This is a genomic window from Streptomyces sp. NPDC026673, assembly GCF_040638135.1.
Classification (GTDB): Bacteria; Actinomycetota; Actinomycetes; order Streptomycetales; family Streptomycetaceae; genus Actinacidiphila.
Genome location: NZ_JBEZXR010000001.1, coordinates 100,265 through 123,173, shown reverse-complemented (window position 1 = coordinate 123,173; position 22,909 = coordinate 100,265). Strand labels below are relative to the sequence as shown.

The following is a 22,909-nucleotide window of genomic DNA, read 5'->3' as shown; positions in this document are numbered from 1 at the left end:
GGAGGTGCCCCCACCGCCCGAAGGGCGGGCCCAGCGGCGTCTGGTGCGGTGCATCGCAAGGCGGAGAGTCGTCCTCGTAGTGGGCTACTCGGACGATTCGACAACGCAGCGAGGCGCCGTGCCAGGCACCGCGGGGCAGGCGGGCATGTGACGACACGACCTAGGACCGGCGGCGGCGCCGTAATCCATCGGCGACCGCGGTCACGGTCCGAGCAGCGCCGCGATCTCCCGTGCCTCCCACTCCCCGTCGGCGCACTCGGCGAGGTAGGCCACGATGCCGGGCAGATCCCAGGCGCCCGAAGCGGCCAGCCCCTCGGCGATGTGCCGGAGATAGGCCCCGGAGGGCCTGACGTGCTCGGTGCCCGCGGCGTCCCAGGGCGCGGTGAAGGTGAGCACGGGGTGGCCGTCGACGTCTCCGGGGTACAGCAGCGTCTCGTACCTCCCGTCGCCGAGCCGCGCCCGGCCGTGCCGGAGCACCTCGGCCAGGTCGAGGTCCGTCCCCGGCTGCCGGTACATCTCCTGGGCGGCGATGTCAGAGAACTGGCCGACCGTCACCAGATGGGCGAGGGCGCGCACCCCGCCGCCCGGCGCTTCGGCGTCGTAGAAGGCCCGGCCGCCCGACCAGACGGGCGACCGCGTGGCGAAGTACATCCGCCCCGGCAGTTCCAGGGGCACCGACCGCAGCGGCGGCCGCGCGTCCCGGCAGCCCGGATACTCCCGGCCGCCGCCGGGCGGCACCCCGCCGGCGAGATAGCTGTTGAGGCGCACGAGATGGGTGTTGGAGCCGTACGCGGCGTACCAGACGAAACCGGGCCGCCGGTCCCTCCCGCCGGATTCCCGGGGCCCCACGCGCTGCGGTGTGGTCACCGAACCATGATGCGGGGCGGGGCGGGGCGGGCGTGGCGAACGGGTGCCGGGCCGTCACGCCGCAGGCACCGTGCCCCGGATCTGCCGCAGGAAGGCGGCGTTGTCCGGGGTCGCCCGCATCCGCTCCAGCAGCGTCTCGAAGCTCCCGGCACCGCGCAGCGCCCGGCGCAGTCCGCGGGAGGCGGCCAGTTCGGCCGGGCCGAGCAGCAGTTCCTCGCGCCGGGTGCCCGACGGGGCCACGTCCACGGCCGGGAAGACCCGGCGGTCGGCGAGCGCCCGGTCCAGGCGCAGCTCCATGTTGCCGGTGCTCTTCAGCTCCTCGAAGAAGTAGTCGTCGGCCCGGGATCCGGTGTCGACCAGCGCGGTGGCCAGGATCGTCAGCGAACCGCCCTCCTCCGCGAGCCGGGCCGAGCCGAACACCCGCTTCGGGCCGAGCAGCGCCGCCGCGTCGACGCCGCCGGACAGCGTCCGGCCGCCCGAGGACGCCGCGTTGTTGTGCGCCCGGCACAGCCGGGTGAGGGAGTCCAGCAGCACGACGACGTCCCGGCCGGTCTCGACGAGCCGCTTGGCCCGCTCCACCGCCAGCTCGGCGACGGCGATGTGCTGCTTCGGCGTGCGGTCGAAGGTGGAGGCGACGACCTCGCCGCGCACCGCCCGCTTCATCTCGGTGACCTCCTCCGGCCGTTCGTCGAGGAGCACCACCATCAGGTGGCACTCGGGATGGTTGTCCGCGAAGGCGTCGGCCAGGTTGCGCAGCAGCATGGTCTTGCCGGCCTTCGGCGGCGCCACGATCAGCCCGCGCTGCCCCTTGCCGACCGGCGCGAGCAGGTCGACGACCCGGGTCGCCAGACCGCCCTTGGGAGACTCCAGGCGCAGCCGCTCGCGCGGGTGGAGCGGGGTCAGCTCCGCGAAGCGCCGCCGCCCGCGGGCGAGATCGGCGGGCAGCCCGCCGACGTGTTCGGCGCGGACGAGGGCGCGGGACCGGCCGGCGGTGGCCACGCCTTCGACGGCGTCGCCCCTGCGCAGCCCGTGACGCCTGATCACCTCCGGGGGCACCAGGACATCGTGGGGGCCCTCGGCGTAGCCGGCGGTGCGCAGGAAGCCGCGTCCACCCTCGGTGGTGTCGAGGACGCCGGCGACGGCGACGAGCCGTTGACCGGAGGAAGCGGGGGTGGATGCGGGGGTGGACGCGGGGGTGGGCGCGGGGGTGGAAGCGGAAGCGGAAGCGGAAGGGGTGGGAGCAGTGGACATACGCGGTCCTCGGGGAAAGGCGCGCGCGGCGGCGGATCGGCCGGCCGCCGGGTCACGCGGCAGAAGAGGCGAAGCCTCGGGGAGTCGCCGACGCGGGGCGAGGGCGAACGGGAACACCGCAGCGGACTGCGGGAGCGGACCGCGGCGAGGCGGTCACGCGGAAAGGCACCGGCGCCGAAGAGCGGCGCACAGCCGTGCTGTCCGCACTGTAGCACCGCGTCCCGGTCCCGTCTCGGCCTGCGTGTCGCGGCCCTGCCACATCCTCGTGCGGACACCGCACGTCCGCCGGGCCCCGGCCCCGCGGCCGTTACGGTCGCCGGGTGCGGTCCGGGCCACCTCCCGCCGGCGGGCACGAGGTCAGGGCGGTCGCAACCACCCGGATCACCGGTGCCGCGGGGCATCCGCGCCCCGGCACCGGCGGCGCCCGCCACCGGCCGGCAGCCCGCGGGGGCGGCACGGAGTGCGGGCTCTCCCCACGGCGCACGCGCGTGGCACCCGCTGCACGGGCGGGTTCGGCATCTCGTACGCGTTCCCGGCCGCGTCGGGCGGCGTGCTCGGCGGCAGCCGACGACGACCGGCGGCACCGCCACCGGGAGCGGCACCAGGTAGGCGACGTACCGCTACGACGGCCACGGCCCCGAGGCGCTGCCCGCGTGCCGCCCCGGAGCCGCCGCTCTCCGCGTTGCGGCGGCGCGTCCGGCACAAGGCGATGCGTCCGCGCGACGAGTGCGGCGGCCGGGCGCCCATACTGGAGACGTGCGCCGAGCCTTCGCCCACGACGCGGTCGTCACGCTCGCCCCCGGAGGCGACGAGCGCGCACCGGGCGCCGCGATCACCGCCGCCCTGTGCGGCCACTGGGAGCACGAACCGCCCTGCCCCCTCGCACCCCACCACACCGCCGCCGCTCCCGGGGACGGTGGCGAACTGCGGCTGCGCGTGCTGTTCGCGTCCGCGCCCGACGACGAGGCCGAGGTCCGCCGCCGGATCGACGCCGCCCTGGCCGCGGGCGGACTCGGAGCCACCCACTGGGAGTTCGGCGGCTCCCGGCCGGGCGCCGTCGGAGCGGACGAGGCCGCGCGGGCGGCGCGACTCAGCGGCTGAGCGAGGCCGCGTCGCCCATCACGACGACCGGGTGCAGATCCGGATCCAGGGTCCGCAGCAACTGCCGCATGTGGGCCTTGGACAGACCGACGCAGCCGTGCGTGGGCCCGCCGTGGTCGACGTGGAACCAGATGCCGCCGCCCTTGGCCGCGCCCATGGGGCGGGTCCAGTCCAGCGGCGAGGTGCCGGGCTTGCGGTTGTAGTCGATGGCCACGACGTAGTCGAACGAGCCCTCCAGCGGCTCCCCTTCGAGGCCGGTGCCCACGATCCGGAATCCGCCGGAGCGGTCGTACGGAAGCCGGGTGCCCGGGTCCGCCTTCAGGCCCCCGGCGTCGGTGAGGCCGAACACGCCGATCGGCGAGCGCCTGTCGCCGCCGTGGTGGTCACGCGTCCAGCCGCGCTGCGCGTTGCGCGCGGGCCAGCTCGCGCCGCCACGCCAGCCTTCGGGCGTTCTCTCGTGCACCACGACCCGCGACCGGGACGAGTTCCTGCCGTCCCCGGTCACCACGACGACCTGGCGCGCGTCGTCCGGGATGGCCGCGAGCGTGCGCCGACCGAGCCCGGGCACCTCGTCCGGAAGCGTCGGGACGGCGGGTTCGGGCGTGGCCTCGGGGGACGGTGCCGCGGCTGCCGGCGCGGCGAGCGACGGCGCGGCGGCCGCGGCTCGCGGCGCCCCGGCCACGGTCGCCGCGGGAGCGCAACCGGCCAGCACACCGGCGGTGGCCACCGCGACCGATATGCCGGACAGAACACCGCCACGGCGGCGGAATGCGGGCATGGACATGCCTTTCGTGTCATTCGGAAAGAACAGGGAGGAGGGGGCGGAGTGAAGAACTTCGCCGACGGGCCGGTCCGGGACCGTCGGTTCAGCCCGGAGCGCGGGACCCGCGCGGCACGACGAGTGACGGCGAGCCCAGGCTCGCGGACTCCAGGCGCGCCGACTCCAGGCTCGCCATGACCGCGTCGACGACGGCCGACGTCGGACGGTGGAAGCAGGCGCTGACCGTCAGCCCGACGACCGACTCGGGATCGGGGTTCGCCCTCCAGGCCGTCAGCTCCCTGTCACCGCCGAGTACGCGACAGCCCGCGCGCGCGGGCAGCACGCCCTTCACCAGGAACCTCCCGTCGCCGTTCTCGGCACCGACCCCCTCCACCTGCCGGAACGAGATCAGCACCTCGCCCTCGGCGATCGAGCCCACCGGCGCGCAGACCGAGTAGCTGCCCCGCTCCTCCTTCGGGCAGTCGCCGCGCTTGCGGAACGGCCCCGAGCCGACGAAACCGACCACCAGCGAATCCGGGTCGGCGGTCTCGAAGGACCGCCAGCCGTCGGGCACCCGCAGGGTCAGCCCGTACAGACCGTCCAGCCGGACGATCGCGAGCCCGGACCCCGGACTCCGGGTCGGTTCCGGGAGGGACGGTCCCGGGGCCGGCACCGAGCGGGACGGCGACGCCGCGGGATCGACGCGCTGCCCCCGGGGCGTCACGGCGCCCTCCGGCCGCAACAGCGCGGCGGCCACCACCATCGCCGTCACGCCGCCGATCGTGGCCGCCGCCGCGGCGGCGGCCACGCGGCGCCGCCTGCGCCGCCGCACCCGCCGCCTGATCCGGGCCATCCGGTCCCCCGGCGCCGGCGGCTGCGGCACGACGCGCTCCAGCAGCACGCTGAGCTCCCACTCCTCCTCCGGCTCAGGTCCCGTGTTCACACCGCTCACCCCCTCTCGCCAGGCTCGGCACCGCCGCGATCTGCCCCCGCAGCACCGCCAGCGCCTTGGCCGCCTGGCTCTTGACCGTGCCCGGCCTGCAGCCGAGCACCTCGGCGGTCTCGTCGACGCTCAGGTCCTCGAAGTAGCGCAGCACCACGACCGCCCGCTGCCGCGCGGGAAGGCGGCGTATCAGGACCGCGAGGGACTGCTCCAGGTCGACCGAGGCGAACGGGTCCGCCCCGGCCGCCGGGGCCGCGTCCGGCACCTCGCCGTGCGGCACCTCGCCCCGCCAGCGGCGCTGCCACCACGACGAGGCCGTGTTCACCAGCGCCCTGCGGACGTAGGCCTCCGGGTTCTCCCCGGCTATGCCCCGCCACTTCGGCCACACCTTGGCCAGGACCGTCTGCAGGAGGTCCTCCGCCAGGTGCGCGTCCCCGGTCAGCAGCCAGGCGACCCGCAGCAACCGCGGCCCGCGCGCGGCGACGAACTTCTCGAAGTCCGTCTCCGCATCCCTCACCGTGGTGTCCTCGCCATCGCGTTCCTGTCCGTGCTCCCGACCTCACACCCGATGAACCATCTGGGACGGGGGGTCGGTTGCCAGGAATCCGGGGTCACCCTCGTTCGTTGCCGCCTCGGGCGGGCGCGCGGAGCACGACCGCCCCCAACTGATGGCATACGAAAGGGCGTTACCTGTGCCAGCCGTACTCTCGGACGGTCCGAAGAACCACCTGCGGGGCAGGAACCTCCGCCGCGACCCGCGCGTGCCCGTCATGGTCGACCCGCCCGAGAGCCCGTACGCCTGCGCCGAGATCCGCGGCGACGCGATCGTCACCGCGGACACCGGCCACCGGCTGCTCGGCGAGCCGCCGCGGAAGTACACCGGCCTGCGTTACGCCGCCTTCCACCCCGCGTCCCGCGACGCCGGCGAGCGCGTCACGGTCCGCGTCACCCCGGTCCGCGTCACCGGCCGCCGCTGAACCCGACCCCGTGAAGCAAGGAGAGCCAGAGTGAACAACGTCACCAAGGGCCTGGGCAAAGTCCAGGTCCAGCTCAAGTGGGACCCCAGCCCGATCGGCGCGCCGGCCAGCGACCTCGACATCGTCGCCGCGACGTACGCCGCCGCCGACCCGCACGGCACCCCGGCGTACCTCGTCCACTTCGACAGCCGCTCCCCGGACGGCACCATCACCCTCGACCGTGACAGCAAGACCGGCAAGGGGCTGGGATTCGACGAGGTGATGACCCTCGAACTCGACCGGCTCGCCCCCTCCTACGGCCGGGTCGTCGTCGGCATAGTCGTGCAGCAGCACGGCGGCCGCCTGACCTTCGGCGACGTCGCGGGCACCGGCGTCCGCGTCGTCGCGAGCCACACCGACCTCGCCGCCTCCGACCTCGGCGAGGTCGCCGCCGCCACGGCGGCCACCGTCGGCGAGTTCCGCCGCGGCGAGGCCGGCGAGTGGCGGTTCCGTCCCGGCGTCCGCGGCTTTGACGCCGAACCGGCCGCCTTCGCCCGCGTCATGGGCGGCGGCGCCTCCTGACCCCCGTCCGGGAACGCCCGTGCCCTCCCGTGCCGTGCGGCACGGGAGGGCACGGCGCCCCGGGCCCCGGGGTCGTTCCGCCTAGACGACGCCTTGCGCCGCCATCGCCTCCGCCACGCGCAGGAAGCCGGTGATGTTGGCGCCGAGGACGTAGTCGTCCGGGGTGCCTCCGTACGCCGCTGCGGTGGCGCGGCAGCGGGTGTGGACGTCGCGCATCACCTGCGCGAGCCGGGCCTCGGTCTCCTCGAAGGTCCACACCTCGCGGGAGGCGTTCTGCTGCATCTCCAGCGCGGAGGTCGCCACACCGCCCGCGTTCGCGGCCTTGCCCGGGCCGAAGAGGACACCCGCCTCCCGGAAGACCTCGATCGCCTCCGGGGTGCACGGCATGTTCGCGCCCTCGGCGACCGCCAGCACGCCGTTCTTCACCAGCGCCCCGGCGTCCTGCCCGTCCAGTTCGTTCTGCGTGGCGCACGGCAGCGCGATGTCGCACGGCACGTCGAAGACCGAGCCGCGCTCGGAGTACCGCGCCGTCGGCTTGGCCTCCGCGTACGCCGACAGCCGGGCCCTGCGCACCTCCTTGACCTCCTTCAGCAGCTCGAGGTCGATGCCGTCCTCGTCGACCACGTAGCCGCCCGAGTCCGAGCAGGCCACCACCGAACCGCCCAGTGCGCGCACCTTCTCGATCGCGTACACGGCGACGTTCCCGGATCCGGAGACCACCGCCCTGCGCCCCTCGAAGCCCTGCCCGCGCGTGGCCAGCATCTCGGCGGCGAAGTACACCGCCCCGTACCCCGTGGCCTCGGTCCGCGCGTGCGAACCGCCCCACGCGATGCCCTTCCCGGTCAGGACGCCCGCCTCGAAGCGGTTGGTGATCCGCTTGTACTGCCCGAAGAGGTAGCCGATCTCCCGGCCGCCCACGCCGATGTCCCCGGCCGGCACATCGGTGTGCTCGCCCAGGTGGCGGTGGAGTTCGGTCATGAACGACTGGCAGAAGCGCATGATCTCGCCCTCCGAGCGGCCCTTGGGGTCGAAGTCGGAGCCGCCCTTGCCGCCGCCGATCGCCAGCCCGGTCAGCGCGTTCTTGAAGATCTGCTCGAAGCCGAGGAACTTCACGATCCCGAGGTCGACGCTCGGGTGGAAGCGCAGGCCCCCCTTGTACGGGCCGAGCACACTGCTGAACTCCACCCGGAACCCCCGGTTGACCCGCACGCGTCCCTGATCGTCCACCCACGGCACACGGAAGATCACCTGCCGTTCCGGCTCGCACAGGCGCTCCGCGATCCTCGCCTCCGCGTACTCCGGGTGCGCCTCCAACGCCGGCGCCAGCGAGTGCAGCACCTCCCCAACCGCCTGGTGGAACTCCGTCTCCCCGGCATTGCGCCGGCGGACGTCCGCGTAGACGGCCTCGATGTGAGCACTGACGTTCATGCGCGCCTTCTCTCGTCTGATGTCCCGGACGCGCCCGCAGCTGCGCCGCGCCCGGCCGTCGCCGTGTCAACGAGTACGGACGGAAGAAAGCAAGGTGTCACCTGGAGCAACCGCGTACGCCGAATGTCACCGGGTCGCCCCTGCGACCCGCGCCCTTTTGGTAAGGACCCCGGGAAACCGCGCTCCGGACCGCGATCGGCTGCGCGCCGCCGATCGCGGGGGAACCGGCGTGGCCCGGACTACCCGACGGGAATGGGCCGGGCCCCGATGCGGGCGCAGGCCTCGTCCTGCCCGAGACCCTCGGCGGGCCAGACGACCTTGCCGGCGGCGCCGGGGTAGTAGCAGGCCGCGAAGGACGAGGGGACGGGCTCGGCCGGGCCCCACATCTCCTCCCAGCGCTGCGCACAGGCCTTGCCGGGGTCCCGCGGGTCGAATTCCTTGATCGCCTCGGACGGCAGCCCGGAGAGGTCCGCGCCGCGGGCGAGCGTGCGGGCGCACATCACCTGCGCCCCCGAGTCCTTCCCGAACGGCAGGCCCCCGGCGACCGCCACGACCCCGCCTCCCGCCAGCGCGGCGACGACCGCGCCGCCGGCCACGACGACCCGCAACGAGCGCCGCCCCGTGCTCCGGGGCGCCGCCCGGCCCAGCACGTTCCGCAGCGTCTCCCGCCCGTCGACGGAATCGCTCCAGCCCTCGGCGCCCTGCGGGCGCAGGTCCCGGACAGCGTCCAGAACAGGGTCGTTCGTCATGCGTGTACCTCCGAATCATGTGTGGGGAAGGACGCGGCCCGCTGCTCCAGCGCCGCGCGGAACCGCTTGCGGGCCCGGTGGAGGCGCAGCGCGTAGGCCGCCCTGCTGCACCCCAGCGCCCCGGCCGCCTGCTGCGCGCTCAGGTCGTACCACCCGGTGAGCAACAGGACTTCGCGATCGCCCTCCGACAGGGACATCAGCACCCGGAACACGCGCTCGCGGTCCCCTATGCGGTCCTCGAACACCTCGTGCGGAGCACGTTCCATCACGGCGGCCATCCGCTGCGCGAGCGCCTGCCGTCGCAGATCGGAGCGCACCCGGTTGGCGAGCAGGCGGCGAGCCGCCGCCAGCAGCCAGGGCAACGCGTCGTCCGGTACGGACCGCTGCTTGCGCCACGCCAGCAGGAACGTCTCCGACAGGATGTCCTGCGCGGTCTCACGATCCGTGCGGTGCAGCAGATAGCCCATCACCCGGTCGGCGTGAGCCCTGTACCACTCTTCCAATATCTCGTGCCGTTGCGGATCCTCACGTGCCGGCATGCGCGCCCTTCCTCCCCGGAACCAGCTGTCACCGGGTAATGTCCGGCCACGCGCCGGCGATTACAGCGCGGCGGCACGGAGCACCCCCCACCAGAGACGCCGAGGGCTCGGCTTCGGTCACGTTCCCGCTGGTCATCGGCATATCCACATAGCCTCCGCGATCGGGAGGCAGACCGAACGATGTGCGGTCCCCCACGCGGGATGCCGCGATCCGTTGCCGCGGATCGGCCCCGGCGTCCGATCGGGTCGTCTTTCCGCACAACCGATGCGCGCCTGATGAATCGGTCTCCCGATTGAGCCATGAATGGAGCGATAAGTCGGATTAATTGCCGCTTGTCACTCCACCAAGCTCGAAGGAGACGCACAATGCGTCGTTTCAAGGCAATGGCGCCGGTCGCGGCGACCGCACTCGCCGGGATCCTCGCATACGGACCGCTCGCGCAGGCCGCCTCCCCGGACCGGGACCCCGGCCCGCACGGTGCCGGCGAGAGGGTCATCAAACTGGACGACTCCGTGAAGGAATTCTCCACCGTCGACGTGGGTTCGACGGGATTGAGCCTCGGCGACCAGGCCATCGGCTTCTCGGACTTCTCCCAGTACGGCCGCAGGGTGGGCACCGGCGGCTTCGTCTGCACCGTCGTCAGCCTCGAGAAGCGTCTGCGGCAGTGCGAGTCCACCCTCCGGCTGGCCAAGGGCGACATCACCCTGCAGGGCTTCGCGCCTTTCATCGTCAGCTTCCCCACCAGGTTCACGCTCGCGATCACCGGCGGTACCGGCGCCTACCGCGACGCCCGCGGCTACATGGACGGCGTCAACATCGACGTTTCGCATGCCAGGCTGACCGTCCACCTCTCCAGCTGACTTCCGGGCGCCGCCCGTACCGGCCCGGGGTGCGGCGGAGCCGGAACGCGGGTGCGGCATGGCCCCCCGCCGCACCGCCGGCTGGGCGACGCTCGCGGCCGGGCACCGGGACCGGAGATGCGACCCGCCCACGCGGAACGCGTGCGCCCGCCGCCGTCGCTGTGTGCGACAGGCCGAAGGGCCCAGGTCACCGTGGTGACCTGGGCCCTCCCGCCACTGCTGTAAGCCTGCCTCCCGCGCCTCATCACCACCGGCTGCCGCGCCGGGGTTCCGGTGCGGCAGCCGGTGGTTGCGATCACCAGACGCGTGGATGACCGTTACCTCGTGTTGGCCGTCCTCAGCGACCCCAGGTCGGGCTCGGGGGCGCTGGTGCTCTTCCCGTTGCCGCCCATAGGGGTGGTGAGAGAACGGGGTCCGGCCGAAAGCCTGGACACACTGGAGATTTCACCGTTCTGGTAGGGCCGGTAGTCGATCAGGCTGCGGCTTGCGCTGATCGCGGAGCCCGCTGTCTCCAGTGCGGCGGCGGACACCGAGGTGGTGCCGCCGAAGGCGACGACTGTGTTGACGCCGGCAGCCTGCTCGATCAGGTAGTACTGAGACCAGTAGGACAGTTCGTCGTCGGTGGTCCACAGCAGCGGGCCGAAGGTGGCCATCGCGGAGGACGCGGTCACGCCGCCGCGCCAGCTGTCGATGTTCGCCAGTGCCGCAAAGTTCGGGGCGCGCCACCAGAACTTGGCCAGTGCCCTCGCCGTACCGTCGTGACCCTCGCCCTTGACCGGGTAGTAGTGCCAGCTGCTGGGCCAGTTCGAGAACGAGGTGTGGGTCAGGGCGTAGGCAGCGGAGTCACCGACGGGGATCATCATGGTCTCGTCGGGGTCGAGGCTGTTGAGGTACGACTTGACCGACGAGGTGAGCTTGTTACCGTCGTTGAGGACGACGACTGCCTTGCCGCTGGTGCCGAGGGCGCCGGCGGCGGAGGACGCGGCGAGCGCGGAGTGGTAGTCGTTGCCGGTGGCGAGGAACACGTACTCCGGGGCGCTGGTGATCGACTTGGCGACGGCGACGGAGGTCGAGTAGCGCGAGGTACCGGACAGGCGCTTGGCGGTGTAGCCGAGGGAGGTCACCTTGGAGGCGACGCTGCTGCTGAGGACCTCGGTGTTGCCGACCAGGTAGACCGTCGAGCCGGGCTTGAGCATCCGTTTCAACTCGGTCTGCGTCGCCGTGGACAGCGAACCGGCCGGTGTGGTCAGGACCGGGCCCCATTTCTTGCCCCCGAGCGCGGCCGCGGTGAGGGCGTAGGACGGGCTGGCCGCGTTGATGAGTACGGCCGACTTGGCGTCGAAGAGGCCGGGGATGTGTTGGCCGACAGTGTTCCAGGTCCACTTGGAACCGGCGATGTTGGTGCCGGCAGAGTCGGCACCCCACACGCGAGCGGTGCCGTTCCTGCGCAGCGGCTGCCAGGCCGCGTCCCGGGTTTTGTTGCTGTAGGCGGGGGTGGTGACCTGCGCGGTGGCCAGGTCCAACACCCGGGTGTACAGGGTGCCGGCGACGGTGGTGTTGTAGGCGATCTTGGTGCCCGAGCCGGACCAGGACGGAGTGGTCACCGGCTCGGTGCCGTGGGACACCTGCGTCAGCCCGGCGCCGTCCACGCCAATCGTGAACAACTGCTTGACACCGCTCACCGACCGCACAAAGGCGACCTTGGTGGCGTCCGGGGAGATCGCCGGGTGCTCGGCACTGGTCGCCAGACGCTTGAAGACGCCGGTCTCACCGTTGTAGAGCCAGACCGCCGGGGTACCGGCCGCAGCGCAGGTGTCGCCGGTGCGGGTGAACGCCAGCAGGCCGTTGACGGCCCCGCTGGGCTGCCCGTCACAGCCGTCCTCGGCGGTGGAGAACAGCGCCCGGCCGACGAGGGAGCCGTCGGAGGGCGCGATGCGCAACCGCCCACTGGCCGAGTAGACGAGGCTGTCACCGTGGTACCAGTACGTCGGGTTGCTGGCCGCCCCGATCCCGGACGCCTCGCGGAGCTTGACCGAGGCATTGCCGGTGTAGCGGCGGGTCATGATCCGGCCGCTGCTGACCTGTACGTATGCGATACGGCTGCCGTCCGGTGACCACGACGGCTGCTTGCCATCGGTGAACAGGAATGACGAGTTGGACCCGACCGACACGTAGTCGGTGCCGAAACCCCAAGCCAGTTTGCCGTCCGTGGCCGGCCACCCGACCGGGTCGGCACCGGACGCGCCAGGCGCCGTCAGCGCCAGGACGCCCGCCGCCAGAGCAGACGCCGATGCGAGCACCGCGAGACCGCGGCGCAGAGAGGTGTTCACACTGCCCCCACAGAAGGATGAAAGGCCACCACAGCGATCCCCCGGTGGGAAACACTCCGTGTCACTCCCCCGCACAGGTGGCGGCGACACTGTAACCACATCGCGGACCAGCAGAAACACCGGCCTCAGGTGACACAGCTCACCGCACGGCAATGATGGAATCAGCCGGGAGAGACTGCCGCTGCCAGCCCGCACGCGTCAGCACATCAAGGCCACTCTGCGGGCGGCCCTCAGCAACGCGGTCGGCCGGCACATCATCACGTTCCATCCCGCGGCCCACGTCGAGATCGATCCGGTCCGCAGGTCGAAAGCCCTCGTATGGACCGGCGAACGGGTCGCCAAGTGGCAGGAGACCGGCGAGAACCCGGATCCGGACCCGGTCAGGAGCAGGCGCCCACGCCTCGCTCGCAAGCCCGCTCGCGCCTTCGGGGCCGCATGACGCGCCCCGGGCAACACGAAAGGCCAGGTCAGAAATTCTGACCTGGCCTTGTCGGAGCCGCCTAAGGGAATCGAACCCTTGACCTACGCATTACGAGTGCGTCGCTCTGGCCGACTGAGCTAAGGCGGCAGGCTGCCGAGACAGCTTCGCATCGGCAGCGGGCACAAGTCTACACAGTTATCGAGGGGCCCCTGACCAGGGTCGAGCCGCGCTCGGACCGGCGTCGGATCGAAGGCCGGCCGGGGGCCCCGGCGGGTTCAGCAGGTCTTGCCGTCCTGCGGGGGCGTGCCCTGGAGGAGGTAGCGGTTGACGGCGGTGTCGATGCAGTCGCTGCCGCGGGCGTACGCGGTGTGGCCGTCGCCGTCGTACGTCAGCAGGACGCCGGAGTCGAGCTGGCCGGCGAGGGACTTGGCCCAGGCGTACGGCGTGGCGGGGTCACGGGTGGTGCCGACGACGAGGATGGGGTCCGCGCCGGTCGCCTCGATGCGGTGGGGCTTGCCGCTCGGCGGAACGGGCCAGTAGGCGCAGATCAGGCTGGACCAGGCGAGGTTCTTGCCGAAGTGCGGGGACTCGGCGGTGAACGCCGAGACGGACTGCTCGGCGGCCTGCGGGCCGGACAGGGCCGGGGGCAGGTCGAGGCAGTTCACGGCGGCGTTGGCGTACATCAGGTTGTCGTAGTGGCCGCGGTCGTCGCGCTCGTAGTACGTGTCGGAGAGCGCCAGCAGACCGCTTCCGTCGGCCTTGTTCGCCTTGGTGAGGGCGGTGCGCAGGGTGGGCCACATCGACTCGTCGTACATCGCGGCGATCACGCCGGTGGTGCCGAGCGCCTCGGTCAGCTTCCGGTCGCTGCCGGTGTTCAGGGGCTTCGCGTCCAGCTGCTTGAAGAAGGTGTCGAGCCGGTGCCCGGCGTCGGCGGTGCTCTTGGTGCCGAGCGGGCAGTCGCGGTGGGTGATGCAGTCCGCGGCGAAGGCGTCGAAGGCGGTCTCGAAGCCGGAGGCCTGGCCGCGGCTGGCGTCGAGGGCGGAGATCGACGGGTCGACGGCGCCGTCGAGGACCAGCCGGCCCGCCTTGTCGGGGAAGAGCTCGGCGTAGGTCGCGCCCAGGAAGGTGCCGTAGGACTTGCCGACGTAGTTGAGCTTGCGGTCGCCGACCAGCGCGCGGAAGACGTCCATGTCCCGGGCCGAGTCCACCGTGCTGATGTGCTCGAGCAGCTTGGCCGAGCGCTGCTCGCAGCCCCCGGCGAACTTCTTGTCGGCGGCGACGAGGGCGTTGACCTCGGCGCCGTCGTCCGGGGTGACGTCGGTCGCCGTGAAGGCGTCCATCTGGTGGTCGCTGAGGCACTCGACGGGCTCGCTGCGGGCCACGCCGCGCGGGTCGATGGCCGCCATGTCGAAGCGGGAGGTGACCGCGGTCGGATAGCCGAAGGCCGCGTACTGCAGGTAGTCGATCGCGGAACCGCCGGGGCCGCCCGGGTTGACCAGCAGGGTGCCGAGCCGCTTGGCGGAGTCCTCGGCCTTCTTCCGGGTGACCGCGAGCTTGAGGTCGGTGGCGGCGGAGGGGTGGCGGTAGTCGAGCGGGACCCGCATCGTGGCGCACTGCATGCCCGGCATGTCCTTGCACTCGTGCCAGGACAGGCGCTGCTCGTAGTACGGCCGGAGGTTCCCGTAGGAATCCGCCGGCGCGCCCGAGGGCGGCGGCCCGCCCAGCGAACCGGCCGGGGACGAGGCGGCGGCGCTGTGGGTACTGCCGCCCGTCGTGCACGCGGACAGCATCAGCCCGGCGACGGCGAGGACGGCGCCGGAGGTGCGGAGCAGGCGCGGGGTGAGCATCAGGGCCTCGGTTCCTCGTGATGGTGATCTGGAGCGTATCCGCAGGGCCGGTGACGAACCGTCCTCCACAGTCCTCATATGGGTGATTCCACCCGTGCCGTCAGGGACGGTCCGGGCCGTCGAGCTTCTCGGTCGCGTAGCCGGCGACAAGGGCGAAGAGCCTCCGCCGCGGGGCGATGCCGTCCAGCACCCGGACCTCGGCGGGCGCGCCGCGCAGCCACGCCCGCAGGGCGAGGGCGGAGCGCCGCGCGTCCTCCTCTCCGGAGGGTACGGCGAGCAGCAGCGCCGGGCGCGGCACGCCCCGCCCGGCGTACCGGTCCGCGGAGGAGTACCGCGGCGGCTCGGGGCGCTCGAACGGGCTGTAACCACCCGAGACGCCGATCGCCGTCGCATACCTCTCGGGGTCGGCCAACTGCTGCCGTACGACGCAGGCCGCGGACTCGTCCACGCCCAGCAGCGCCCGCGCGGGGCGGCCGGGCAGGACGCGGTAGAGCCGGGAGACCTCGGCCGGGAGGGCCGCGGGGCCGGATCCCGGGCCGGAGTCGCAGCGGGCCGGCAGCACCACCACGAAGGGGTCGGCGCCGCCCCGCAGCACCTGGGCGGCGAAGCCGGCGAACAGATCGGGGTCGGCGGGGTCGATGTGGGCGACCACCAAGGGGAAGTACAGGTCGGCGGAGCGGGGGTAGTCGTACTGCGGAGGCAGCCAGACGCGCGTGCCGTCGGACAATTCCTGGAGCGTACCCCCGGCTGGGTGACCGAGGGTCCGCGGCGGTTCCAGCCCGGCGTCCACGGGATCGGACGGCACGCGCGGCGGCGCGGAGGACGGGCGGGCGGACGGCGGTGCGGCGGCGGTCACCGGGCGGGGCGGCGAGTGCGACCGGTCCCCCGCGCCGGGCGGCAAGCAGACGGCCAACGTGATCGCCACCGCGGCGGCCAGCGCGGACCCCGCGCCGCGCAGCACCGTGCGGGCGCGCTCGACGGGCAGCTCGTACACGCGGCCCGCGCGCTGCTCCCACCAGTGCCGCAGCGCCGACCGGGCGAGCGCCACCGCGACGGCCCCGGCCACAGTCAGCAGCGCGTACAGAACGACGACCTCGGCCACCTCGGGCACGTGCGGCACCACCTCGGGACGTTCCCCACGGCGCTTCGGGCACGGATGGGGCTCCCGCGCCGAAGGCAGGGGTGAGCGCCCCCCGTGTGCTGGGATCACCCCCGCGGGGACAGGGACCGGGGGCACCGCACAGCAGCCTGGGGCAAGCCCCGGCGCGGCGGGGAGCGGCAACGCGGGGCACCGCAAACGATCACCCGTCCGCCGGATGATCAAGGGCGGGGCGCGGGCCGCGGGGCCGGCCCCGGAGCCGGGGCCGGCGGCGGAACCCGAGGTCAGCCCGCGCGCAGGGCCAGCGTCATGGCCTCGACGGCCAGCAGCGGCGCGACGTTCCTGTCCAGTGCCACCCGGCAGGCGAGCACGGCCTCGATGCGGCGCAGGGTGTTCTCCGGACGGGAAGCCGCCGCGATCCGCTCGACGGCGTCCCGCGCCTCGATGTTGGCGATGGCGACGGACGTGCCGACCTGCACGGCCAGCACGTCCCGGTAGAAGCCCGCCAGGTCGGTGAGGGCCAGGTCGAGGGTGTCGCGCTGGGTGCGGGTGGAGCGGCGCTTCTGCCGGTCGGCGAGCTCCTTCATCACCCCCGCCGTGCCGCGCGGCATGCGGCTGCCCGCCCCCGCGGCCGCCCCGAGCGCCGCGCGCAGTTCCTCCGTCTCCTTGGCGTCCATCTCCTCGGAGACCTGCTTGGCGTCCTCGGTCGCCGCGTCCACCAGCTCCTGGGCGGCCTTGAGGCAGCCGCCGACGTCGTCCACACGCAGCGGCAGCCGCAGCACGGCCGCACGCCGGCTGCGCGCCGCCTCGTCGGTGGCCAGCCGGCGCGCGCGGTCGATGTGGCCCTGGGTGGCGCGGGCGGCGGCCTCGGCGACCACGGGGTCGATGCCGTCGCGCCGGACGAGCACGTCGGCGACGGCCGCCACGGGCGGCGTGCGCAGCACCAGATGCCGGCAGCGGGAGCGGATCGTCGGCAGCACGTCCTCGATGGAGGGCGCGCACAGCAGCCACACCGTCCGGGGCGCGGGCTCCTCGACCGCCTTGAGCAGCACATTGCCGGCGCCCTCGGTGAGGCGGTCGGCGTCCTCCAGCACGATCACCTGCCAGCGGCCGGAGGCCGGCGACAGGGAGGAGCGGCGGACGAGGTCACGGGTGTCCTTGACGCCGATGGAGAGCAGATCGGTGCGGACCACCTCGACGTCGGCGTGCGTGCCGACCAGGGTCGTGTGGCAGCCGTCGCAGAAGCCGCAGCCCGGCGCCCCGCCCAGGGCCCGGTCCGGGCTCACGCACTGCAGCGCGGCGGCGAAGGCCCGTGCGGCCGTGTCGCGGCCCGCGCCGGGCGGACCGGTGAACAGCCAGGCGTGGGTCATCTTCGACGCCGTCGGCAGCGGGGCGCCCCCGGCGGCCGCCGTCACAAAGGCGTCGGCGTCACGCGCGGCGGCGGCCAACTGCTCCGTCACCCGGTCCTGGCCGACCACGTCGTCCCATACCGCCATCGCGCCCGCCCGTCCTGGTGCTCCTCTGTGTCCTACGGCTCCACCATTGTCCGGTACGCCACCGACAACCCGGCCCGCCGGGGCGGCACGGCACCGAGCGCCCTCCCCCCGCGGCCGCCGGCACGTGCCGCCGTACGGGCCCGGTCCCCGGGTCAGCCCGAGACGCGGCGGTGCCGGCGCGGCGCGGGCCTGCGGCGCAGCATCACCAGCGCGGCGACGGAGGCGATGCCCAGGGCGGCCAGCACGGAGGCCACGCCCGCGGTGACCCCCGAGACGCCGGACGGGGCCGAGGCGGTCGACACGGACGTCAGCCCCGCCCCGGGAAGCCCCGTTCCCGGTCCGGTCGACGCCGCGGCCGTCACGCCGGGCACGGCTCCTGCCGACGCGGACGGCACGGCGGACGCGGTGCCCGGCGACGGCGTCCCCGTCCCGTCCGGACAGGCCACGGTGAAGCGCTGCGGCTTGGCCGTGGAACCTACCCACCGCAGCCGGTAGTCGCCGTCGGCGAGCACGATCCGGCCGGTGCTCCCGGTGCCCTGGTCGCCGGTGACCAGCGTGCCGATGATCGCGTCCTCGCCCCGCGCGTGCGCCACCGTCCAGTTGACCGGCTGGTCCGGGGCGAAGCCCTCGGCCTTGAAGTAGAAGGTGCACACCCTGGCGCCGTCGCCGCGCACACCGCCCAGCGCCTCGTCGTAGAGGCGGACTCCGGGCCGGTCGGCGGGTGCGCCGGAGGCGTGCGCCGCCAGGCCCAGAAGGGCCGCGGCGCCGGCAGCGGCGGCCGAGGCCGTCGCCTTGGTACGGATGCGCATGCTCCGAGTGTCCCGGAGACCGGCCCGGGGGGCTGCGCCGGGGTCCCTTTCCGGCCACCGACATATGCGGAGCAACGGCGTCCATGTCCCCGGGCGGCGCGAGCGGGGGCGCACGGTGGCAACGCGCGGCGTGAAAGCGGGCGTTGAGGGCGGGCGTTGAGGGCGGGGTTGAGGCGGGCGTTGGGGGCGGGCGTTGGGGACGGCCGCACAAGGCCGGCAGCGGCCCGGCGGTCCCGCCGGCGCGGAACGCACCCGTCCGGCCGCGGGCCCGGAACGCCGACCCGCCCCGGCGACCGCCCCCTTGCGCCGCCCGGGCATCCAGGCATCCGGGAACGGGCCGCCGCCTACAGGGTCAGCCGGTGCACCCCGCTCGCCACCGCGCGCTGTTCCGGCACCTTGGTGCCCGTCCAGCACGAACCGCGCCGCGCCAGCAGCCTGCGCAGCCACACCTCCGTGGCGACCAGATCGGCGAGGCCGTCCATGGGCACCGGTTCGCCTTCCGCCGCCGCGCGCAGGGCGGCCCGCACGACCCTGGCCTCGACGAGCCCGGCGTCCGCGAGCAGCGGGGCGTCGAAGAGGTCGAGCAGGTCGTCGACGGCCGCGCGCAGGCCCGCGCGCACGGCGACCGCCGTGGAGACATGGGAGTTGGCGCCCCAGCCGGGCGGCAGTTCGCGGATGCCCGCACCCGCCAGCACCGAGCGCAGGATCGTGGCCCGGGCCCCCGGCTGGACGCGCAGCGTCTCGGGCAGCGCGCGGCAGGCCCGTACCACCTGGTTGTCCAGGAAGGGCGCGTGCAGCCGCTGGCTGCGCACCTCGGCGGCCTGCTCGAAAACCCGGTGGTCGGCGGCGTGCCGGGCCAGCACGGCACGCGCCCGGCGCTCACCGGGGCGCTCCACCGTCCCGCCCGGCCGGGCCGCCGCCTCCTGGAGGCGAACCGATACTTCAGCCAGGGCCTCACCGGTCAGCCAACCCGCCGCCGGACCCGGTCTGCACCACGTCAGCGCCGCCAAGGACGCGGCCAGCGCGTCCCCGTGCTCCTCGAAGCGCCGGGACAGCAGCCGCGCCGCGGCGTCCTCCACACCCTGCCGGTAACTCGTGCGCGCCAGCCGCCGCGCCGCCCGGTACACCGTGAACGGCACGAACACCGAACGCCCCGAGGGGCCGTCCGCCCGCGCCAGCGCCGTGACGGGACGCAGCAGGCCGCGCCGCCGCCGGTCCATCAGCAGGTCCGCCAGCCGCGCCGGATGGGCGTCCAGCACCTGCCGGGCGCCGTGCCCCACGAAGTGGTCCGCGCCCCCGGCCGCCAGGCGCCGCCGGTGCCGCTCCGCGGTGATCAGCGAGGGGCCCGGCTCGTCGGTGAGCGGCCCGCTGTCCAGGAGGTCGGCGTACGGCAGGGCCTCCGCGCCGCCCGGCACCACGACGTGGTGCAGCCGGGGGTCGGCGGCCATGCTGCGGGCGCGCTCCAGCTCCGCCTCGCGCGCCTGGACGCCGCCCGTGGCCAGGTCGTTGAAGGTCACCGCGAGCAGTCGCTGCCCCGCCGCGGAACCGTGCCCGAGCGGCGTGCCCGGCATCCCGGGCAGGCCCGCGGCGAGCAGGGCCAGCGTGGAGGACGCGCTGCCCCCCGACAGGTCGGCACCGATCCCCGGCGCCGGGTCCTCCCCCGGATCGGGGACGAAACGGGGCTGCGCGAGCCGCGCCCGCACGGCGTCCACCAGGGCGTCCCGTATGCCGGCGATCGCGCGGTCGGGGTCGACGGAGGCGGCCGGGGTGCCGGCGACGGCGAGCGAGGCGGTGGGCTCGTACCCGCTGACCTCGGGCACCCCGTCGCGCATGATGAGCGCGTGCCCCGGCGGCACCCGGCGCACCCCCGCGTACGGGGTGCCCTCCCCGAGCGCCTCGGGCGAGTCGGGGCAGGCGAGCAGCGCCGCCAGGTAGGTGACGTCCAGGGCGGCCTCGGTGAGGTCGGCCAGTGGCAGCGCGGCCGTCCCGTACGCCGTGCCCCGCGCCCACCGGGTGTGGAACACCGGCCGGGCGCCCGCGAGATCGCCGAGCACCGTGACACGGCGGCCCATCTGCAGGACGCAGGTGTAGCTCCCGGCCCAGGCCGTCAGATGGCGCAACGCCCCGCCGCGCGCCGCGAACAGCCCCACCCGCAGGTCGGCGTCGGAGGCGGCGCAGCGGCCCAGCACGGCCAGCCGCGCCACGGAACCGTTCTCGGCGTGCACGACCCGCACCTCGTCGGCGCGCCAGTCGCCCACCATCCACAGCGGGTCGGGGTCGCCCCACAGGAGTTGCGCGCCGATGGGCTGCAGTGTGCGGTCGTCGCGCGCGCCGGGAACCTGCCCCACGGCAGCGCTGCTCCACCCCACCAACCACCGCATCGCCGCCTCCACAGGTTGTGGATTACGTGGGCCATCGTGGCCAACCGGCCCTGCGGCAGGCCGAACTGCCGCCCCGTCCGAGGAACATGCTGCCACGGAGCGGCGCACAAAGAGGCGCATGAGGACATGGTTGAGCGCCGGGCCGCACGTCACGTGCGGCCCGGCGCGGGGCCGGTTCGGCCCAACTCCCCCCTGATCATGGTCACTTGGAACGGCTTCCCGGATTTCAAACGTCATTTTCCGGTCAATGTCCGGGCAGCCCGCATTCGTCCCTTGTGCGACATGTGGGAGCCGCGGTCCGGGAGGCGTGGCGCGCCTCCCGGACCGGTCCGCCACCCGCGGGGATTGTGGTGGCGGAGCCCCCTGACCCGCCGCCGCCCCCCATAGCCGCAAATGAGAGCCGCGGGCCAACCCACGGCACCATGGAACCCCTACCGCCCGAACCGGCACAGAGCGCGCGGATGGGCGCACAGCCGCATACGCCGGTAGCACGCGCCACCAGCAGGAGTCGTCAGGCCGCATTCAGGGCAGGAATCTCGCCATCCGGGACAACAGCTCTTAACGGGCGGGATACGGCGAACTACGCTGGGTTCACCCGAGAAGCGATGTCCCGGCAGCTCGGGGTCCGGCGCATGCCCGGTGACGGGTGGCGGCGGCCCCGGCACGCCTCCACAAGAGGCGCCGGGCCAGCCGTTGTTGTGCGTCGAGAGGGTGTGACAGGCGTGGCAGGCGTACGCGGCCCTCGCGCTTACGGCGAGAGGTGGTAGTGGTCGTGACCAAAGAACCCCGAGGGCCCAACGAGAAGCTCGGCACCCTCCTCGCCCTGGCCGGCATCAGCAACGCGGGACTCGCCCGCAGGGTCAACGACCTCGGCGCCCAGCGCGGTCTGACCCTGCGGTACGACAAGACCTCCGTCGCCCGCTGGGTCACCAAGGGCATGGTGCCGCAGGGCGCCGCCCCGCACCTCATCGCGGCGGCCATCGGCAGCAAGCTCGGCCGCCCCGTGCCGCTGCACGAGATCGGCCTCGCCGACGCCGACCCCGCGCCCGAGGTCGGCCTCGCCTTCCCACGCGACGTCGGGGAGGCCGTCAAGTCCGCCACCGACCTGTGGAAACTCGACCCCGGCCGGCGCGGCCCCGGAGGCGGCGGCATCTGGCAGAGCCTCGCCGGTTCCTTCGCGGTCAGCGCGTACGTCACCCCGGCCTCCCGCTGGCTCATAACCCCGGCCGACGCCCGCGTCGCCCGCGAGGACCCGGCCCCGGGCACGCACCACGTCGGCCACTCCGACGTCGCCAAGCTCCGCGAGGCCGCCGAGGACGCGCGCCGCTGGGACTCCAAGTACGGCGGTGGCGACTGGCGTTCCGGCATGGTCCCGGAGTGTCTGCGGGTCGAGGCGGCGCCCCTGCTGCTCGGCTCCTACAGCGACGAGGTCGGCCGTTCCCTCTTCGGCGCCACCGCCGAACTCACGCGGCTCGCCGGGTGGATGGCCTTCGACACCGGCCAGCAGGAGGCCGCCCAGCGGTACTACATCCAGGCCCTGCGGCTCGCGCGCGCCGCGGCCGACGTGCCCCTCGGGGGCTACGTCCTGGCGTCGATGTCGCTGCAGGCCACGTACCGCGGCTTCGCGGACGAGGGAGTGGACCTGGCCCAGGCCGCCCTGGAACGCAATCGCGGCCTCGCCACGGCGCGCACGATGTCCTTCTTCCATCTCGTCGAGGCCCGCGCCCACGCCAAGGCCGGCGAGAGCGCCGCCTGCGCCACGGCACTGGCCGCCGCCGAGTCCTGGCTCGACCGCGCCCGCGACGGCGACGCCGACCCGCCCTGGCTCGGCTTCTACTCCTACGACCGCCTGGCCGCGGACGCCGCCGAGTGCTACCGCGACCTGCGTGTACCCGGCCAGGTGCGCCGCTTCACCGAGACGGCGCTCGCCCGGCCCACGGAGGAGTTCGTGCGGTCGCACGGGCTGCGGCTGGTCGTCTCCGCGGTCGCGGAGCTCGAATCCGGCAACCTCGACGCGGCCTGCGCGGCGGGCGTCAAGGCCGTCGAGGTCGCCGGGCGCATCTCCTCGGCCCGGACGACGGAGTACGTGCGGGATCTTCTGCACCGGCTGGAGCCCTACGGCAACGAACCGCGCGTGGCGGAGCTGCGCGAACGCGCGCGTCCGCTCCTGGCCGCTCCCGCGTAGGGGGCGGCCCGGGTCGCCTGCGGCGTGTGGTGGTGCGGGTGCGGGGGTGCGGGTACGGGGTGCGGTGGGGTGCTGCCGGTGGGTCGGCTGTCCCGCCGTCTCGCTCCCTTCGGTCGCAAAGATGCGGGCTGCGGATGGGGAGGGTGAGGGCCTGGGGCTGGTCGCCAGTGTGCGGGCCGGTGTTCGGTTGAGGTTCAGGCGCCGGAGCGGGGCCGATTGTTCGTGGGGTGCCGGTCTCGTCGCCGTCCGCGGGTAGAGATGGCCGGTTGCCACGCCCACCCTTCGTGGGTGGCGCGCCCGCCGT

At 74.0% G+C, this 22,909-nt stretch carries 19 protein-coding genes, 1 tRNA gene and 1 pseudogene; 6 read left to right on the top strand and 15 right to left on the bottom strand.

Annotation, left to right across the window (positions count from 1 at the left end):
• Positions 1-201 precede the first annotated feature (201 nt).
• Together AB0F62_RS00580 and rho are read right to left on the bottom strand one after the other, a co-directional pair.
• Positions 202-849: a histone deacetylase gene (locus tag AB0F62_RS00580; protein ID WP_361790771.1), complete on the bottom strand. Its 648-nt coding sequence runs from the start codon at positions 847-849 to the stop codon at positions 202-204.
• Between the two features lie 72 nt (positions 850-921).
• Positions 922-2,118 (bottom strand): transcription termination factor Rho, encoded by a 1,197-nt coding sequence (gene rho / locus AB0F62_RS00575; RefSeq protein WP_361790264.1) that lies wholly within the window; start codon positions 2,116-2,118, stop codon positions 922-924.
• 756 nt (positions 2,119-2,874) lie between these two features.
• On the opposite strand from rho, the gene AB0F62_RS00570 reads away from it, so the two are divergent.
• Entirely contained in the window at positions 2,875-3,219 is a 345-nt protein-coding gene (locus AB0F62_RS00570; RefSeq protein WP_361790261.1) for a hypothetical protein, read from the top strand.
• Here the strand turns inward: AB0F62_RS00570 and AB0F62_RS00565 are convergent.
• The 3 genes from AB0F62_RS00565 to AB0F62_RS00555 form a co-directional block, all read right to left on the bottom strand.
• Positions 3,209-4,003, bottom strand: coding sequence for a L,D-transpeptidase family protein (locus AB0F62_RS00565; protein ID WP_361790258.1), 795 nt, complete (start codon positions 4,001-4,003; stop codon positions 3,209-3,211). The two genes, AB0F62_RS00570 and AB0F62_RS00565, sit on opposite strands and share 11 nt — an antisense overlap.
• Before the next feature lie 82 nt (positions 4,004-4,085).
• The gene (locus tag AB0F62_RS00560) at positions 4,086-4,922 is read right to left on the bottom strand and encodes a hypothetical protein (protein WP_361790255.1); all 837 of its coding nucleotides are present in this window, start codon (positions 4,920-4,922) and stop codon (positions 4,086-4,088) included.
• Complete coding sequence (locus tag AB0F62_RS00555) at positions 4,906-5,439, bottom strand: SigE family RNA polymerase sigma factor (RefSeq protein ID WP_361790252.1); 534 nt, start codon at positions 5,437-5,439, stop codon at positions 4,906-4,908. Before AB0F62_RS00555 ends, AB0F62_RS00560 begins: the two co-directional genes overlap by 17 nt.
• Before the next feature lie 175 nt (positions 5,440-5,614).
• On the opposite strand from AB0F62_RS00555, the gene AB0F62_RS00550 reads away from it, so the two are divergent.
• The gene (locus AB0F62_RS00550; protein WP_361790249.1) at positions 5,615-5,899 is read left to right on the top strand and encodes a hypothetical protein; all 285 of its coding nucleotides are present in this window, start codon (positions 5,615-5,617) and stop codon (positions 5,897-5,899) included.
• A gap of 30 nt (positions 5,900-5,929) precedes the next feature.
• Complete coding sequence (locus AB0F62_RS00545; RefSeq protein WP_361790246.1) at positions 5,930-6,460, top strand: TerD family protein; 531 nt, start codon at positions 5,930-5,932, stop codon at positions 6,458-6,460.
• An 81-nt stretch (positions 6,461-6,541) separates the two neighbouring features.
• On the opposite strand, the gene gdhA is transcribed toward AB0F62_RS00545, so the two are convergent.
• The 3 genes from gdhA to AB0F62_RS00530 all read right to left on the bottom strand — a co-directional run bounded on the left by gdhA (position 6,542) and on the right by AB0F62_RS00530 (position 9,176).
• Positions 6,542-7,888, bottom strand: coding sequence for an NADP-specific glutamate dehydrogenase (gene gdhA / locus AB0F62_RS00540; RefSeq protein WP_361790243.1), 1,347 nt, complete (start codon positions 7,886-7,888; stop codon positions 6,542-6,544).
• Positions 7,889-8,127: 239 nt separating this feature from the next.
• Positions 8,128-8,637, bottom strand: a complete 510-nt coding sequence (locus AB0F62_RS00535) for a hypothetical protein (RefSeq protein WP_361790240.1) — start codon at positions 8,635-8,637, stop codon at positions 8,128-8,130.
• Positions 8,634-9,176, bottom strand: coding sequence for an RNA polymerase sigma factor (locus AB0F62_RS00530; protein WP_361790237.1), 543 nt, complete (start codon positions 9,174-9,176; stop codon positions 8,634-8,636). The genes AB0F62_RS00535 and AB0F62_RS00530 overlap by 4 nt, the downstream gene beginning before the upstream one ends.
• Before the next feature lie 366 nt (positions 9,177-9,542).
• Here AB0F62_RS00530 and AB0F62_RS00525 point away from each other — a divergent pair, with 366 nt between their 5' ends.
• Complete coding sequence (locus AB0F62_RS00525; RefSeq protein ID WP_361790234.1) at positions 9,543-10,037, top strand: hypothetical protein; 495 nt, start codon at positions 9,543-9,545, stop codon at positions 10,035-10,037.
• A gap of 317 nt (positions 10,038-10,354) precedes the next feature.
• On the opposite strand, the gene AB0F62_RS00520 is transcribed toward AB0F62_RS00525, so the two are convergent.
• The gene (locus AB0F62_RS00520) at positions 10,355-12,367 is read right to left on the bottom strand and encodes an LpqB family beta-propeller domain-containing protein (protein WP_361790231.1); all 2,013 of its coding nucleotides are present in this window, start codon (positions 12,365-12,367) and stop codon (positions 10,355-10,357) included.
• 193 nt (positions 12,368-12,560) lie between these two features.
• On the opposite strand from AB0F62_RS00520, the pseudogene AB0F62_RS00515 reads away from it, so the two are divergent.
• A pseudogene (locus tag AB0F62_RS00515) lies at positions 12,561-12,728 on the top strand (site-specific integrase); the annotation flags it as partial.
• A 133-nt stretch (positions 12,729-12,861) separates the two neighbouring features.
• Here the strand turns inward: AB0F62_RS00515 and AB0F62_RS00510 are convergent.
• The 6 genes from AB0F62_RS00510 to AB0F62_RS00485 form a co-directional block, all read right to left on the bottom strand.
• Positions 12,862-12,935 (bottom strand) — tRNA-Thr (locus AB0F62_RS00510).
• A gap of 128 nt (positions 12,936-13,063) precedes the next feature.
• Positions 13,064-14,635: an alpha/beta hydrolase gene (locus tag AB0F62_RS00505; RefSeq protein ID WP_361790228.1), complete on the bottom strand. Its 1,572-nt coding sequence runs from the start codon at positions 14,633-14,635 to the stop codon at positions 13,064-13,066.
• Between the two features lie 100 nt (positions 14,636-14,735).
• Positions 14,736-15,758 carry a hypothetical protein gene (locus tag AB0F62_RS00500; protein ID WP_361790225.1) on the bottom strand — a complete coding sequence of 341 codons (1,023 nt, stop codon included), beginning with the start codon at positions 15,756-15,758 and terminating at the stop codon, positions 14,736-14,738.
• A 260-nt stretch (positions 15,759-16,018) separates the two neighbouring features.
• Positions 16,019-17,230 (bottom strand): DNA polymerase III subunit delta', encoded by a 1,212-nt coding sequence (locus tag AB0F62_RS00495; RefSeq protein ID WP_361790222.1) that lies wholly within the window; start codon positions 17,228-17,230, stop codon positions 16,019-16,021.
• Positions 17,231-17,382: 152 nt separating this feature from the next.
• Entirely contained in the window at positions 17,383-18,039 is a 657-nt protein-coding gene (locus AB0F62_RS00490) for a hypothetical protein (protein WP_361790219.1), read from the bottom strand.
• A 344-nt stretch (positions 18,040-18,383) separates the two neighbouring features.
• Positions 18,384-20,420: an asparagine synthase-related protein gene (locus AB0F62_RS00485; protein ID WP_361790216.1), complete on the bottom strand. Its 2,037-nt coding sequence runs from the start codon at positions 20,418-20,420 to the stop codon at positions 18,384-18,386.
• 772 nt (positions 20,421-21,192) lie between these two features.
• Between AB0F62_RS00485 and AB0F62_RS00480 the strand changes: the two genes are divergently transcribed.
• The gene (locus AB0F62_RS00480) at positions 21,193-22,605 is read left to right on the top strand and encodes a hypothetical protein (protein ID WP_018558441.1); all 1,413 of its coding nucleotides are present in this window, start codon (positions 21,193-21,195) and stop codon (positions 22,603-22,605) included.
• The last annotated feature ends 304 nt before the right edge of the window (positions 22,606-22,909 follow it).